At 46.8% G+C, this 16,322-nt stretch carries 15 protein-coding genes; all 15 read right to left on the reverse strand.

The genetic code is table 11. The features are described from left to right. Positions 1-3: 3 nt before the first annotated feature. Positions 4-903: a response regulator transcription factor gene (locus AABA11_RS13175; RefSeq protein ID WP_338268633.1), complete on the reverse strand. Its 900-nt coding sequence runs from the start codon at positions 901-903 to the stop codon at positions 4-6. Beyond that, positions 890-4,378: a hybrid sensor histidine kinase/response regulator gene (locus tag AABA11_RS13180; RefSeq protein ID WP_338268635.1), complete on the reverse strand. Its 3,489-nt coding sequence runs from the start codon at positions 4,376-4,378 to the stop codon at positions 890-892. Before AABA11_RS13180 ends, AABA11_RS13175 begins: the two co-directional genes overlap by 14 nt. Positions 4,379-4,435: 57 nt before the next feature. Further along, positions 4,436-5,023, reverse strand: a complete 588-nt coding sequence (locus tag AABA11_RS13185; RefSeq protein ID WP_338268637.1) for a HupE/UreJ family protein — start codon at positions 5,021-5,023, stop codon at positions 4,436-4,438. Between the two features lie 70 nt (positions 5,024-5,093). Further along, complete coding sequence (ureG, locus tag AABA11_RS13190) at positions 5,094-5,735, reverse strand: urease accessory protein UreG (protein ID WP_338268639.1); 642 nt, start codon at positions 5,733-5,735, stop codon at positions 5,094-5,096. 168 nt (positions 5,736-5,903) lie between these two features. After that, the gene (locus tag AABA11_RS13195) at positions 5,904-6,611 is read right to left on the reverse strand and encodes an urease accessory protein UreF (RefSeq protein WP_338268641.1); all 708 of its coding nucleotides are present in this window, start codon (positions 6,609-6,611) and stop codon (positions 5,904-5,906) included. Continuing rightward, on the reverse strand, positions 6,592-7,035 hold the full coding sequence (locus tag AABA11_RS13200; protein ID WP_338268642.1) for an urease accessory protein UreE: 444 nt from the start codon (positions 7,033-7,035) through the stop codon (positions 6,592-6,594). The genes AABA11_RS13195 and AABA11_RS13200 overlap by 20 nt, the downstream gene beginning before the upstream one ends. A gap of 9 nt (positions 7,036-7,044) precedes the next feature. Next, complete coding sequence (gene ureC / locus AABA11_RS13205; protein ID WP_338268645.1) at positions 7,045-8,751, reverse strand: urease subunit alpha; 1,707 nt, start codon at positions 8,749-8,751, stop codon at positions 7,045-7,047. After that, the gene (locus tag AABA11_RS13210; RefSeq protein WP_338268647.1) at positions 8,751-9,068 is read right to left on the reverse strand and encodes an urease subunit beta; all 318 of its coding nucleotides are present in this window, start codon (positions 9,066-9,068) and stop codon (positions 8,751-8,753) included. Before AABA11_RS13210 ends, ureC begins: the two co-directional genes overlap by 1 nt. 15 nt (positions 9,069-9,083) lie before the next feature. Continuing rightward, entirely contained in the window at positions 9,084-9,386 is a 303-nt protein-coding gene (locus AABA11_RS13215) for an urease subunit gamma (RefSeq protein WP_338268649.1), read from the reverse strand. 66 nt (positions 9,387-9,452) lie between these two features. Further along, entirely contained in the window at positions 9,453-10,373 is a 921-nt protein-coding gene (locus tag AABA11_RS13220; RefSeq protein WP_338268651.1) for an urease accessory protein UreD, read from the reverse strand. Positions 10,374-10,426: 53 nt separating this feature from the next. Next, on the reverse strand, positions 10,427-11,134 hold the full coding sequence (gene urtE, locus AABA11_RS13225) for an urea ABC transporter ATP-binding subunit UrtE (protein ID WP_012068670.1): 708 nt from the start codon (positions 11,132-11,134) through the stop codon (positions 10,427-10,429). Then, the gene (urtD, locus tag AABA11_RS13230) at positions 11,131-11,997 is read right to left on the reverse strand and encodes an urea ABC transporter ATP-binding protein UrtD (protein WP_338268654.1); all 867 of its coding nucleotides are present in this window, start codon (positions 11,995-11,997) and stop codon (positions 11,131-11,133) included. Before urtD ends, urtE begins: the two co-directional genes overlap by 4 nt. Then, a complete protein-coding gene (gene urtC / locus AABA11_RS13235) occupies positions 11,994-13,127 on the reverse strand; it encodes an urea ABC transporter permease subunit UrtC (RefSeq protein WP_338268656.1) in 1,134 nt (377 codons plus the stop codon). The genes urtD and urtC overlap by 4 nt, the downstream gene beginning before the upstream one ends. Further along, positions 13,124-14,746, reverse strand: a complete 1,623-nt coding sequence (gene urtB, locus AABA11_RS13240) for an urea ABC transporter permease subunit UrtB (protein WP_338268659.1) — start codon at positions 14,744-14,746, stop codon at positions 13,124-13,126. The genes urtC and urtB overlap by 4 nt, the downstream gene beginning before the upstream one ends. A 155-nt stretch (positions 14,747-14,901) precedes the next feature. Continuing rightward, entirely contained in the window at positions 14,902-16,185 is a 1,284-nt protein-coding gene (urtA, locus tag AABA11_RS13245) for an urea ABC transporter substrate-binding protein (RefSeq protein WP_338268661.1), read from the reverse strand. Positions 16,186-16,322 lie beyond the last annotated feature (137 nt).

Below are 16,322 nucleotides of genomic sequence, written 5' to 3' on the forward strand. Positions count from 1 at the left end.
TGCTTACAAAATCCGCAGTGCCACTCCAGCAGCAGAGGTGCGATTTTCCACACCGAGCTTAGGAAAGATTTGCTCTAGGTGTTTGTTGACTGTGCGTGGACTCATTTCGAGGATTTCAGCGATTTCTCGATTGGTTTTACCGTTAGCGATCCAGTGCAAGACTTCGGACTCGCGATCGGTTAAATCCAATTCTTTTTTCAGTAAGGCCGGCCCGGTGGGCTTGTCGCCGTCTTCTAATTTTAGTAACACTTCTTTCTGTTCCGTGACGCCCATCATTTTCAGTGCCAAGGGATAATCCAATCCACTGAGTTTCAACAAATTGCCCACCACGGGTTGATGAGCCAACCAAAGGCGTATTTGCAAGGCCAGTTCCGTTCGTTGCCATTCACTGCTTGCTCGCGCCTTAGCAAGCAAGGCGTAGGTTTGTGGCGTCGCCCACGCAATGTCCCCTGCGTAGGTCGTGGTCATTAAATACTGCCCCATGCTGTCGAGCGCCGATTGCGCGTTGTTGCTCAGACGCGCATTCGACAAATGTACGCGCATGCGAGCAATCAGTTCATTGGGCTGAATCGGCTTGGTGAGATAATCCACCCCACCCGCTTCCAAACCACGCACAATGTCGTCCGTATCGCTCAAGCCCGTCATAAAAATAACCGGTATCGACGCCAAGCTCTGATCCGCTTTTAGCGCACGACAAGTGTCAAAACCATCCATGTGCGGCATGATGGCATCGAGCAAAATAATGTCAGGTCGAATCCGTCGTGCAATAGTGAGCGCTTGCTTACCTTCAAGAGCAACAAGTACTTCCATATTCGCCGCTTCCAAGGTGTCATGAATCAGGCTCAAGGCATCAGGCGAATCGTCGACCACTAAAACAATGTCACTTTTATTACTCGGGTTCATAGTTGGATTTCTCGCTAACATCAGAGATTAAACGTGAGTGTGTTTGTATGTATTGGGCAATCGCGTCGAACTGAAAACTTTGATAGAAACTTTCCAATTGCTGTAAATGGCTCACGGTAATTACCTCACTTTTTGCCAACTGATCGAGCACACCGCGTACGCCTTTTTTGTAACCCATCTCCGCAAACGCCATCAATTCACGCACACTTTCATGGTCTGGAATGGCGGCAATTTGTTGCTCTTCTAGCCGATTTTGCTCGTGCTCTTCCTTGCTGTCAGCGAACTTTTCTACAAGCCTAGGCGCAGTAACATCGACGTCGCTTTCTTGATAGACCCATTCCAATACGAGCCAATGTTTGATGGCATCCAACAAGGCACTGTTGTTCACCGGTTTGACTAAATATTGATTAAAAGCGGCTTGCTCATCTGGCTTGCGTTGGTTTTCTTTGGCGTCAGCAGACAACATGATTATCGGCACACTATAAGCACGATCACGAAGTAACTTCGCCAAGCTCAAACCATCCATTCCCGGCATAGACACATCTAATACAAACATATCTGGCGAACAGGACTCCAGCTCATCCAAACAGTTTTCGGCATCGGAAGCTTCCAAAACATGAAAGCCAAGTGGCACAAGAATATCCGACAACAAACCACGCACCACAGGATCATCGTCCACCACCATTAAAGTGCGTTGATAACCTTGATAACTCACAATACGCTTGTATTCATAAGTGGCGCTATCTCCTTGACTCACCCAAGGCAACAGCAGACTGACACGAAACTCACTGCCTTCACCGACTACAGAATGAGCCTGCAAATCACCGCCCATAATCTCCGTGAGCAACTTCACTATGGTCAGCCCCAAGCCTGTACCGGGTAAATTGCCTGTGCTGATGTCACGAACGCGTTCAAAGGGATCAAAAATTCGCTTTAAATGGCCTTCTTTAATGCCAACACCCGTGTCTCGAATCACAAACTCGGCGACTTGGTTACGATAATTCACTTCAAAGAAAACCGAACCTTTCGGCGTGTATTTCACCGCATTAGATAGCAAATTAATCAAAATTTGTCGCAAGCGTTTTTCATCTGTCACCACATGCTGAGGCAAAGGGGCCAGAATTTTCGACTGTAATTGAATGCCTTTATCACGCGCTTGCATAGCAAACATACTGTTAAGCTGGTCGATTAACTTGGGCAAATCTACCGTGTTGCGATACAGATCAAAACGTCCTGCTTCAATCTTCGAAATATCCAACAAACCTTCGATCAAATCCGCCAAATACAAACCACTGCGATGGATAATATCCAAGCCATTCTGATGTCCTGATGGCGTATTGGCTTTTTCCGACAAGAGTTGCGCATAGCCAATAATAGATTGCAGTGGCGTGCGCAATTCGTGGCTAATACCGGTTAGATAACGACTTTTCGCCTCATTTGCCCGCTCAGCTTGCTCTTTGGCATGTTGTAAGGCGCGATCGGTTTCTTGGTGAGCATCAATCTCACGTATCAGTTTGCGCGTTTGACGATTCGACTCTTTCTGCGCCACTACTCGGCTTTCGTGCGCCAACACAAACAACCAGGACAACACGCCAGATACGATTAATAAGGTAAAAAACAGCGCCAACATGGTTTCTTTCAGCAAGACAGCTTCATTCAGCGAACTCGGTGCCATCTGCCGATAAATCAACATCATCAAGGCTGCGTTAATGATGTTGATCACCAGCAACAAAGACGCAAAACGACCAAAACGAGAACTCAGCGCTTTCACCAAACTTTTGGGCAAAAATAGCTTTAAGAAATAATCACTCTGCTGACCAATACTCGCCTGTGGCTTACAACTGTCTAAACAACGCACATCCAAGGAACAACACAAAGAACAAATCGGCTGCATGTAGGCCGAGCAAAAACTCATGTCTTCCGTTTCGAATGCATTCTCACAAATCCCGCAGGTCAAAGTGACATACTTAGGGTTGCGCTGTCTTGCTAGCTCTATCATCGGAATCAGTTCTGGGCTTTGGCGCGCAAGGTAATATTTGCCCTTGGTGATCCAAGCGATCAGCGGCACAAACACGAAACAAGAACCCAACGAAATAAAGTGACACAAGCTTTTCGCCACTTCACCAAAGACACCTAAATAGCTCACTAACCCTAACGTGGTCGCGATCAACATCGAGCCTGTTCCTACAGGATTAATGTCGTATAAATGCGCGCGTTTAAACTCGACATAATTGGGACTTAATCCCAAAGGTTTGTTAATCAATAAATCCGCTGACAAACTGCCCAGCCAGCTCACCGCCGCGATGGCAAACACGCCTAAAATCGCACCCAAAGCTTGATAAATGCCCAACTCCATCAGTAATAACGCAATCGTAACGTTGAATACCAACCAGACGACGCGGCCTGGATGAGAATGAGTTAAACGCGAGAAGAAATTAGACCAAGCAATGGAACCCGCATACGCATTGGTTAAATTGATTTTCATCTGACAGATAAATACAAACACCGCCGCTAGAATCAATGCAGTGGTCGGCGAGGTAGTTAAAAAGAAAAAGATGCGCTGATACAAATAGGTTGGGTCAGTGGCTTGTATCGCGGAAGCGCCATCTGAAATAGCTAAGTAGGCCAAAAACGAGCCCAACAGCATTTTGATCGCGCCAATAAATACCCAGCCAGGGCCAGCTAAAATAAGCCAAAACCACCAGCGTCGGCGGTTTTGTTTGTTCTTGATCGGAAAAAAGCGCAAATAGTCGACCTGCTCGCCAATCTGCGCCATCAAGGCAAATAACACAGACGCCGCCGAACCAAACAATATCCAATCGAAATGCGTGCTTTGCGGTAAATCCACTGGCGCATATTGCGTCCAGCCTTCGAAGTTTTGGTATTCCTGCGTAACCACCACGCCGATTGCCGCTACTTGCAACACCAACCAAATCCATTGGGTGCCATTTTGAAAACGACTAATAGCGCGAATACCGTGTGTCACAATGGGAATAACAAAAATCGCCGAGAGCGCATAACCCAAGGCCAACGGAATCCCCAAGAGAACTTCCATCGCCGAGGCCAAAATAGCCGCTTCTATGGCAAAGAAAATAAAGGTGAACGACGCGTAAATCAGTGAAGTGATAGTCGACCCGAGATAGCCGAAACCGGCACCTCGGGTCAGTAAATCTATGTCCAAGCCATGCTTGGCAGAATAATAAGCAATGGGAAAGCCAGTAATGAAAAACACCGCCAATACCGTGAGAATGGCCGCTACGGCATTGGTAAACCCATACGCCAGTGTAATAACCGCGGCCAATCCCTCTAAAGCTAAAAACGCGGTAGCACCGAGCGCCGTATGACCGACACGCTCGATGCTCATGGTATGACCTTGCTTGGAAGTATAGCGTAACGCGTAATCTTCCATCGTTTGGTCAGCAACCCACTTGTTATAGTGGCGTCGCACTTTAAAGATCTTTTGTGCCGCGGTCATAACATCTCAGACTTAGGTATTAGAGTGCCGCTCCCTGGCTTACAAGACAAAAGTGAGTTAGGCAAAAGCAAGCACCAAACCCGTTAACGAAATAACAAAACCGCTAATCCGTGTTGCAAAAGAAGACGTGCCGATTGTCGTCATCATTTGTCCTAACCCCAATCCAACAACATGCAAGCCTGCTGTTGCTACCGCAAAACCTAGCGCATATTGCAAACCATTCGCCGTTAACGGCATTTCCATTCCATGTGCCGCACCATGAAAAAGCGCAAAAGCCCCTGCAATCGCTACACAAACTAAGATTGGCAAACGTTTAGCAAACAACACCAAAGCACCAAGAACAACCACAGACAGTAAAATACCTTGTTCAACAAATGGTACTGACATACCAGCTACAGCCAAACCACCACCAAGGATCATCGTCATAACAAACGCGACGGGGATTGCCCACAAAGCGCGACCACCAATACTCGCCGCCCAAAGACCAATCGCCACCATGGCCAAAAGATGATCCAAACCACCCATAGGGTGAGAAAAGCCCGTCATAAAACTAGACGCGTGTTCGTGCCCCGGATGAGCAAATACAGAACCTGTCGCTACTAACAAAGCCGCAGCAAACAAGCCTTTTGTTTTCAATGCCTTCATGATTTTTCTCCTAATACTTGATCAACCAAAATTTAATACTTCCCAACAACGTTATGAGCACAGATGCTGTTTAAACGACGGCTTTCGCTGCAGGTATTTCTTTTGCTTCCAACATCCCTTCCGACACAATAATCTGAATAATCTCATCCAAACCTTGGGCTTTTTTAAGATTCGAAAAAATAAACGGACGATCGCCACGCTGAACCTTGGCGTCGTGCGCCATAACGTCCAAAGACGCACCAACCAAAGGAGCCAAGTCGGTTTTATTAATAATCAACAAATCCGATTTCGTAATACCAGGACCGCCTTTACGAGGAATTTTGTCACCAGCAGAAACGTCAATAACATAAATGGTAAAGTCGGATAACTCTGGGCTGAACGTCGCACTTAAGTTATCACCACCACTTTCCACGAATACCACATCCAATGCGCCGTGGCGTTCTAATAACTGATCAATTGCCGCTAAGTTCATCGACGCGTCTTCACGAATCGCAGTGTGAGGACAACCACCGGTTTCAACACCAATAATACGATCTGCGTCCAAAGCTTCATGTTGGGTTAAGAACTTCGCATCTTCTTGGGTGTAAATATCATTGGTGACCACGGCAATGTTGTAATAGTCACGCATAGCACTACACAAAGAACGCAATAAAGCCGTTTTACCTGATCCTACTGGACCACCTACACCAATTCGTAAAGTTTGTTTTTTCATATTGGGTTCCTTTTAAAAATACATTAGAAATCTTATGGTTAGACCAATCACTTGTAGGTCGGCATTTATGCCGTCAAAAATCTGATAACACCAAACCAAAACCCTCGACGCGCTAAAGCACGACCTACAAAACCCACTCCCTCATTAAGGCTAAATTGACCACTTAGTCTAAGACCGAAACAGCCGCGAATATTGTGTTTCATGCTGAGCACTGGCAATGGCGATGGCAGGTAACCCAGCGCCAATGCGGTCTTCTTCAATGGTTAACGACATGGCAATGGCCTGTCGAATGTCTGTCTGTAATTCACCTAACAACTCTTGTGCTTGAGTTTGCCCAAGGGGAACCAATTTGGTCGCGGCGGCGATTTGATTTTCTAACCAAGACCAAGCAAAACCCAACGATGCAAGATCAGGTTTCAAACTCCAATGGCTCGCGGCAATGGCAAACAAGGTGACAAAACTCATCTCGTCTAAACGCTTAAACGGAGTGTCTATTTGCAGGCTGCCCATTAGACGAAACAAGGCTTCACCCATCGCAGTATCATTCAGTCGCAGCTCTTTGGTTTCTCGGCAGGCCAGTACTAAATCATTCAGTTCAAATAATCTTTCTGTGTCTTGCCGCTTAGCGGCGTCAATACATAACCGCAGCACAGGTAAATCCACACGCGCTAGCGATTGCTGCAACTGCAAGCCAATCCAGTCAGATACTTCGGTTTTGTTTTTCACCCAACCTTGGTCAATCGCATATTCCATGCCTTGAGAAAAAGCAAAGCCGCCCACAGGCAAACCCACGCTGCTTAATTGCAAAAGCCGCAATAAGCGAATGTCAGTGGTGACAATGTTGCTGGTGACTGTGCTAGTGGTGACTGTGCCCATGACTATAAGCTCCAGATTCTGGGACAAACACGCCCTCTTCATGGGTAACGATCAAGCCAAGCATGTGCAGCATGTCTTCTAAAACGTGGTCAGGTTTGATACGCAACCAGCGTTCGCCAATTTGGATTTTGGTGTGACGGTTGCCCAAGTGGTAACAGGCTTTGGAAAAAGCTTCCCAATCTTCACAGCTCGCATGGGCGACGTCTTCTACTGCGCCTGTCACTTGAACTATCTTGCCGCATTCGGACTTTAAAAATTCTCCTACTAGAAGCGGTTTACCGCGCTCAAGGAAAACTCGAACTTCTTCGTTATTGTCACCTATTAGTTTCAAACGCCCACGATCACGCTGTTCATGGGTTAACGTCACTGTGGTGTGGACTGGATCGTGACAATGAGTGCCTAATCTTTCATAAATATCTAGCATGCTAACTTCCTAAAAGAGAGTATACAGCTGAGCCAAGGGCAAGACTTCAGCTGGCTCGCAGGTTAATAATTCCCCATCCGCGCGTACTTCATAGGTTTGCGGATCAACGGTAATGTTCGGCAGCCAATCATTGTGAATCATGTCGAGCTTGGAAATATTGCGTGTGTTTTTACAGGCCACCAAAGTACGGTCCAAACCGAGTGATTCTTTCAAGCCATTATTCAGCGCGGCCTGAGAAACAAAGGTCACAGACGTTGCTGCTGCCGCTTTACCAAATGAACCAAACATAGGGCGATAATGCACCGGCTGTGGCGTCGGAATAGACGCATTTGGGTCGCCCATTGGCGCGCTGGCAATCATGCCGCCTTTGATGATCATCGAAGGCTTCACCGCAAAAAAAGCGGGTTTCCATAAAACTAAATCCGCCATTTTCCCTGGCTCAATCGAGCCCACTTCGTGGCTAATACCATGGGCAATCGCTGGGTTAATGGTGTATTTGGCAATGTAGCGACGAGCGCGGAAATTATCTGCGCCCAATTCTTGATCTTCTGGCAATAAGCCAAACTGCTGCTTCATCTTGTGAGCCGTTTGCCATGTACGAGTCACGACTTCACCTACTCGACCCATAGCTTGGGAATCAGACGAAATCATACTGAACGCACCACGGTCGTGAAGAATGTCTTCCGCGGCAATGGTTTCTTTGCGAATACGTGAATCGGCAAACGCCACGTCTTCTGGAATATTGCTGTCCAAATGGTGACACACCATCAGCATGTCTAAATGCTCATCGACTGTGTTGCGAGTATAAGGACGAGTGGGATTGGTTGAAGAAGGTAAAACATTTGGGTTAGAACAAGCTTGAATAATATCAGGAGCGTGACCGCCACCTGCGCCTTCGGTGTGATAAGTGTGAATGACACGATCTTTAAAAGCATCAATGGTGCTATCGACAAAGCCCGATTCATTCAAGGTGTCGGTGTGAATCGCCACTTGTACGTCGTATTTTTCCGCGACACTCAAACAACAATCAATCGACGCTGGCGTGGTTCCCCAATCTTCGTGCAATTTCAGACCACAAGCGCCCGCTTCTAGCTGCTCTTCTAGGGCTTCTGGCAGACTGGCGTTACCTTTGCCCAAAAAGCCCAAATTCATCGGCATGCTGTCGGTGGCTTGTAACATCTTGCCAAGATACCAAGGCCCAGGCGTACAAGTCGTTGCTTTGGTTCCCGTCGCTGGGCCAGTACCGCCGCCAATCATGGTGGTGACGCCAGAGGTCAAAGCTTCTTCAATTTGTTGCGGGCAAATAAAGTGAATGTGCGCATCGATGCCACCCGCGGTCAAAATAGAACCTTCACCAGCAATCACTTCCGTGCCCGGCCCAACCACAATATCGACGTTATCTTGCACGTCTGGGTTGCCGGCTTTACCGACTTTAAAAATGCGGCCTTCTTTGATACCAACGTCCGCTTTCACAATGCCCCAATGATCCAGTACCAAGGCGTTGGTAATCACCAAATCCACGGCAACATCATTGGTCACTTGGCTTTGTCCCATGCCGTCGCGGATGACCTTGCCGCCGCCAAATTTCACTTCGTCACCATACACGGTGAAATCTTTTTCCACCTGAATCCAGATATCGGTATCGCCTAAACGCACGCGGTCGCCAGTGGTTGGACCGAACATTTGAGCGTAACTGTGTCTATCCATCGTCGCCATTATTCTGCTCCTCCCAATGTGCCCATGACTTCACCACGGAAACCATAAATGGTTTTCGTGCCAGCGTATTCAACCAACTCGACTTCGCGGCCTTGGCCGGGTTCAAAGCGCACCGCGGTGCCAGAAGCAATGTTCAGACGAAAGCCTTTCGTCACAGCACGATCAAAGGACAAAGCGGGATTTACTTCATAAAAATGGTAATGGGAGCCAATTTGCACAGGACGATCACCGGTATTTTCAACACGAACTTTCACCGTCTTGCGCCCTACATTGAGTTCAATAACGCCTGCGGCTACCTGTATTTCACCTGGAATCATGGAGGTTCTCCTTCCCTAATTTATAGGATTATGAACAGTGACAAGTTTAGTCCCATCTGGGAATGTGGCTTCAACTTGTACTTCGTGGATCAACTCCACTACGCCGTCCATCACTTGTTCTGCGCCTAATAAGGTTTTGCCGTAGGCCATTAACTCCGCCACGGTTTTACCATCGCGGGCGCCCTCGATAATTTCCATGGTGATGTACGCCATGGCTTCGGGGTAATTCAATTTAAGGCCGCGATTTAAACGACGTTCGGCAAGCAAGGCGGCAGTAAATACAAGCAGCTTGTCTTTTTCTCTGGGAAGGAGTTCCATTTTTATGCTCCGTTACTTAACTTTATGTTTGTTTTTGTTGAACCAAAAAAGAGCACTCGCACCTTTTTAGGTCGACCAAATTCTCGGTTCATTAGATTCTTTGTTCATTAATGCGGGACGAATATCGCGCCAGCACTGGATAAATAACTGTTTCACTTGTTCTGAATCGTCATGAAGACTACGAACTAAGATGTATTCGCCTACCATGCTTACGCCACTTAATGACCCATGTTGGGTACAGTGCTGGCGTAGGGAATCGATCAGTTCGTCGTGATTGACTGAATCAAACGGCCCCGCAATCATCAAACCATTGATTGGCTTACCATCTAATCCCGCTTTGGCCGTAAAAACAGCACGGCTGCTATCGTCTATGACCAAACGTTCACGAACTTTAATGCGACCATTCTGGCGAATCTGAAAGCCTTGCTCTGCGTGGCCTTCACCAAAATCTTCTTTGTTGGCTGGCAAGCCAAAGCAAGTGATTTCCCAGCCGATAAACTTAGCGTTATCAGCCAAATCAATGCAGTTTTCAAGGCGTGTATGGGCATTGGGATACAGAATGGTTTCCTGTGGCAACCATTCCATTAAGCTGTTCTCAGCGACGTTCAACTGGGTAATTTGATGTTGTAGGGTTTTATCTTTACGAGCACGATAAACACGCCCGGCACCCGGTGTAGTGATTAAAACGTGTGTGTTTTCGGCTAAGTTTGCCGTAATAGTGAGACGATCACCCGATACCAAACCGCCCGGTGGATGCAATAAATACACGTGCGCCGTGTCTCGACCTTCAGGATAAAAAGGCTTCTGCACGTACAAAGGCCCTTTGTGATCACAGGTTTTCAACACGGTACCGCGAGTGGTTTTACCAAAGCCTAAGGTCAGAAACGCATGCCAGTGTGAAGCTCCCCCCGTCACTGGCATGTTTGTTTCTGGCAGCGGCTTTTGGTCGTATTGTTCTGCCAAAGCAAGATTATGTTTATTATTCATTGATGCCCTATAGCGTTTTTTGCGTATCGCCTAATCGCTCAACAATGCAAAAATCAGACCGCCAAGTATTGTTTTATCAGGGTGTCGTTGAGATTTTCCATTTTATCCGCCGCCACAATGCGTCCCTTTTCCATCAGACGAAATTCTTTCCCGACGCGACGAGCGAAGCCAAGCTTTTGTTCCACCAAGATAACGGTTAATCCTTCTTCTTCGTTCAGCTTTAAAATCACATCGCCGATTTGCTTCACAATGTTCGGCTGAATACCTTCGTTAGGTTCATCCAGAATCAAGACTTTTGGCTCCAATACCAAAGCACGGCCAATCGCCAGCTGCTGTTGCTGGCCACCTGATAAATCACCACCACGACGATGTAACATGTCTTTCAATACCGGAAAAAGCTCAAAGATTTTCTCTGGAATTTCTTTTGGAGAGTCTTTCGTACGCTTACCACGCACAGGCAAACCAATACGCAGGTTTTCTTCTACCGTGAGCATGGGAAAAATATCTCGCCCCTGAGGCACATAACCGATTCCCGAATAAGCGCGTTTTTCGGCACTTTGTTTATTCAGTATTTCGCCTTCCATGGTGATCTCGCCTTTTGTGATCGGCAACAACCCCATGATGGCTTTTAGTAAGGTGGTTTTGCCCACGCCGTTGCGTCCCATGATGCAAGTTATAGAGCCGGGAACTATGTCTAAATCCAAGCCCCAAAGAATCTGCGTGCCGCCGTAAAGTTGATCAACTTTGTTAATTGAAATCATGCCTGTTCTCCTGCCGCCGCTTCTTCACCAAGATATACTTCAATTACGTCTTTATTACTTTGAATCTGATCCATTGTGCCTTCGGCCAACACAGAGCCTTGGTGCAAAACGGTTACCGTACGAGCAATACTGCGCACAAACTCCATATCGTGCTCGACTACAATCACCGTACGCTCACCCGCTAAAGACGTTAGCAGCTCGGCCGTACGTTCGGTTTCTTGGGCTGTCATGCCCGCTACAGGTTCATCGATCAACAAGAGTCTTGGCTCAGCCACCAGCAACATGCCGATTTCTAACCATTGTTTTTGTCCGTGAGACAAAGCCCCCGCCAGCATAAAGCGCTGCTTAGCCAAACCAATGGTTTTTAACACCTCATCAATGCGATCAATTTGCGTCGGCGTTAAACGCGAGAATAAAGTCGGCAAGACACGTTTGTCGGTTTTAAGTGACAATTCCAAATTATCGAACACGGTTTGCTCTTCAAACACGGTTGGCTTTTGGAATTTACGACCGATACCAAGCTGAGCAATTTCCGCTTCGTCTTTGTTCAATAAGTTGTGATTTTGCCCAAAGAAAACCGTACCTGAATCACACTGAGTCTTACCGGTAATCACATCCATCAAGGTGGTTTTGCCCGCGCCATTGGCACCGATCAAACAACGTAATTCGCCGTCGTTGATATACAAATTCAGATTATTTAATGCTTTAAAACCGTCGAAGCTTAAATTCAAATCTTCCACGTAAAGAATCATCTGGTTATCGACGTTTACGGCGGCCTGCTCGGGTGCCAAAAACGGCCATACCTGATCTCGGCGAAAAAATTCACGAGTGCTTTCCAATGTGTTAGAAGCTAATGTACTCATGCTTGCGACTCCTTATTCATAACCGTATTTCGCTTGGCCTTTAGCTGCCCGTACAACCCCATCAAACCTTTTGGTAAATACAAGGTAACCAGAACAAACATGGCACCAAGGGCAAATAACCAAGCATCTGGCATGATGGCTGTAAAACGGGTCTTCGCGTAGTTCACCAATAAGGCACCGATCACCGCACCAATCAAGGTGCCACGACCGCCCACCGCGACCCAAATCACCATCTCGATAGAGTTAATCGGAGAAAATTCACCAGGGTTGATAATGCCCACTTGCGGCACATACAAAGCGCCTGCAATACCCGCAATGACAGCGGAATAGACAAACAACCACACCTTATATCTATCGGTGCGATAACCGATAAAGCGTGAACGAGATTCTGAATCACGAATCGCCAACACCACTTTGCCAAAGCGAGAAGATAAAATCTTCTGACTGATCACAAAGATTACTGCCAGCAAAATCGCTGTGATTAAGAACAAGGCAACACGAGTACTGTCGGCTTGCAAATTAAAGCCAAGAATTTCTTTAAAATCGGTCAGACCATTGTTGCCGCCAAAGCCCATTTCGTTACGGAAGAACGCCAACAACAAGGCATAGGTCAATGCTTGCGTCATGATGGAAAGATAAACGCCTGTAACACGAGAACGAAACGCCAACCAACCAAACACAAAGGCCAATAATCCCGGAATAAACACCGCCATCAGCATAGCGAACCAGAACTGATCCATGCCCAGCCAAAACCAAGGCAATTCTTTCCAGTCTAAGAACACCATAAAGTCAGGCAGTAAAGGATTACCATACACCCCGCGATCACCGATTTGGCGCATTAAATACATGCCCATCGCGTAACCGCCCAAGGCGAAAAACGCCCCATGTCCTAAACTCAAAATGCCACAATAACCCCAAATAATATCCACCGCTAACGCCAGCATGGCGTAGCACAAATACTTACCCAAAAGCGTGATGGTGTAAGTGCTGACATAGAAGATCGAGTCGGCGGGTAAAAACAGATTCGCTGCCGAAGCAAGAATCGTCACACTCAATAAAATCACCACAAATGGCAGAGTGTGTTTGCCCGTCGAGCGTCCTTCAGAAAACCAAGCTGTAAGACGTGTCATTCTGCCGCCCTCCCTTTTTGTGGAAAGAGTCCCTTAGGACGTTTTTGAATAAAGAGAATAATGAACACCAACACCAGAATCGCTGCGAGAACCGCACCAGTGGTTGGCTCAAGAAATTTCGTCGCGATACCCAAAGTGAAGGCCGCCACTAAAGTACCTAACAAGTTACCCACACCACCGAACACCACCACCATGAAGGAATCGATAATGTAAGATTGGCCCAAGTTAGGCCCTACGTTGGTCAACTGACTCAAGGCCACACCAGCAATACCCGCGATACCAGAACCTAAACCAAAGGTCATCGCATCCACCCAATTGGTTTTTACACCCATGGCTTTTGCCATATTGCGATTTTGCGATACCGCACGCACGTTTAGACCGAGGGACGTTTTCTTCAAGACGATCACCAAGACGATGAACACCAGCAAAGCAAAGGCAAGAATGTATAAACGGTTTAGTGTCAGAGACAACACAGGATTAATTTCCCAAGAACCGCTCATCCAGCTAGGCGTAGACACCTGACGGTTTAGAGGAGAGAAAATAGTTCGAACCAATTGCTGCAAGATCAAACTGATACCAAAAGTGGCGAGCAAGGTTTCCAATGGACGACCATGCAAGCGGCAAATGACCAAACGCTCGATCAATACGCCCATCAAGCCAGATACTAAAAAGGCAGCTGGAATCGCTACCCAAATCGAGTAATCGATGTAATTCGGCATGATCAGCTGCACCACATAGGTTGTGTAAGCACCCAACATGATCATTTCGCCGTGAGCCATGTTAATCACGCCCATCACACCAAAGGTAATCGCCAAACCGATGGAAGCAAGCAAGAGCACTGACCCGAGACTCAGGCCAAAAAACAACTGATCGACAAAAGCAAAACGATTCGCCCGTTGTGCGATTTTTTCTAAGGCGATATTCGCAGCACTCACCACCGCCGTATTGTCATCACGAGTTAAGGTAGTCAGTAGGTTTCGAACATCGTTTTCTAAACTAGAGGAAAGCTTTTCAATCGCAGCGATACGGTTAGACGCTGCCAATTCCGTTTGTGACGCAGTATTCATAGCCAACGCCAATCCCATAGCGTCTTTTACTTTTTTATTGGTCTCGTTCGTGTAAAGACCTTCTAACACCGCCACTGTGCTGCCATCTAATTTGGACAGTAATTCGCGTACGGCATTTTCACGTACGCTTGGGGATTTAGAAGTAAGTTGAATGCGCGCGATAGCGTTGCGCAAATAGCCACGTAACTTGTTATTTACACGAATTTTATCCACATCGCGTTTATCTATTCCGGCATTAATCTCGTCGGTGAAAACGTCTTTATAATAGGTTTCGCCGTTGCTTTCGAATTGACCAATGACCTTTTTTTCGGCCTCGTTATAGTACAGATTACCGTTTAATAAAGTGCGTAATAGCGGCAGAACGCTTTCATCGGACACGGCTTCTATTCGAACAAGAATAGGCTCCATATCTTTGATCTTAGCCTCGCCTAACTCGGCGAGCAAAGGATCTAAAGATGCCGATTCAGTCGCATGAGTAGTAAGGGAAAACAGCCCAAAAAGACAGCAACAAAGCGCAATACAATGTCTAAAGGTGATACGTCTCAAGGTCATACTCCAAGTGTCGTAGGTTTATTGCGATAGCATTCAAAAACACAACGCTAAAAAGAAAACAGAATATTATTCGGAGGAAAAAGTGACTCTCTGGCGAACTCGCTTATTTAGTCTGCTAGACAGAGAGTCGAGGTTACCCCTGGGAATGGGTCAAATTAGTAATTCTGACCAGAGCACGTCTTCGTTTGGGTGTTGTAGTTACCGCACTTGATCGGCGCCGTCCAATCTGAAATCAGATCTTTAGAACCTGGCAAGAAGTCAGACCAAGCATCACCCGCTACCACACCATCCGTTTCCCAAACCACTTCAAATTGACCGTCGTCTTGGATCTCGCCAATCAGTACAGGCTTGCTCAAGTGATGGTTTTTGTTCATCACTGCAATACCGCCCGTTAGGTTTGGCGTTTCTTGGCCGATCATGGCTTGCTCAACCGCATCTACATCCGTTGTGCCCGCTTTCGTTACCGCATTTGCCCACATTTTGAAACCGATGTAAGTCGCTTCCATTGGGTCATTCGTTACGCGATCAGGATTTTTTGTGTATGCATGCCAAGCCTTGATGAAGGCTTCGTTCTCAGGCGTTTCAACGCTTTGGAAATAGTTCCAAGCCGCCAAGTGACCAACCAACGGTTTCGTATCTAAACCAGAAAGCTCTTCTTCACCCACAGAGAAAGCCACCACTGGAATGTCTTCAGAGGAAATACCTTGGTTACCCAATTCTTTGTAGAAAGGCACGTTGGCATCACCATTGATAGTAGAAACCACCGCGGTTTTCTTACCTTCGCTACCGAATTTTTTGATGTCAGACACAATAGACTGCCAATCAGAATGACCGAATGGCGTGTAGTTGATCATGATGTCTTTTGCAGCAACGCCTTTGCCTTTGAGGTAGGCTTCAAGAATTTTGTTGGTGGTACGTGGATAAACGTAATCCGTTCCGGCTAGCACAAAACGCTCTACACCAAGATCGTTCATCAAATAATCCACCGCAGGAATCGCCTGCTGGTTTGGCGCAGCCCCTGTATAGAACACGTTTTTAGACGACTCTTCGCCTTCGTACTGAACTGGGTAGAACATCAAACCGTTCAACTCTTCCAATACAGGCAATACCGATTTACGAGAAACCGATGTCCAACTACCAAAAATCACATCCACTTTGTCTTTGGTTAATAACTCGCGACCTTTTTCTGCAAACAATGGCCAGTTTGATGCTGGGTCAACCACCACAGCTTCGATCTTCTTACCTAACAAACCACCCTTTTTGTTTTGCTCATCCACCATCATCAAGACAGTATCTTTTAGCGTGGTTTCAGAAATCGCCATGGTGCCAGACAAGGAATGCAACACACCGACCTTGATTGTGTCTGCTGCCAGCGAAGGAAGCGCAATAAGCGTTGCACCAGAGAGCACAATCGCAGATGTAAGCGTTTTGATTTTCATAGTTGGAGCCGTCCTATTGTGATTTATAATATTTTTGAGTCTTCAGATGAGGTTTTTAGAAAACCTCAAATCCGTAGAGCCAGTATTAAAAAATCACCGTCGGAAAGGTATGCGCGAAATGACTTAGCCCTATACGT

It is taken from the genome of Marinomonas pontica (genome assembly GCF_036322735.1).
Taxonomy (GTDB): Bacteria; Pseudomonadota; Gammaproteobacteria; order Pseudomonadales; family Marinomonadaceae; genus Marinomonas; species Marinomonas pontica.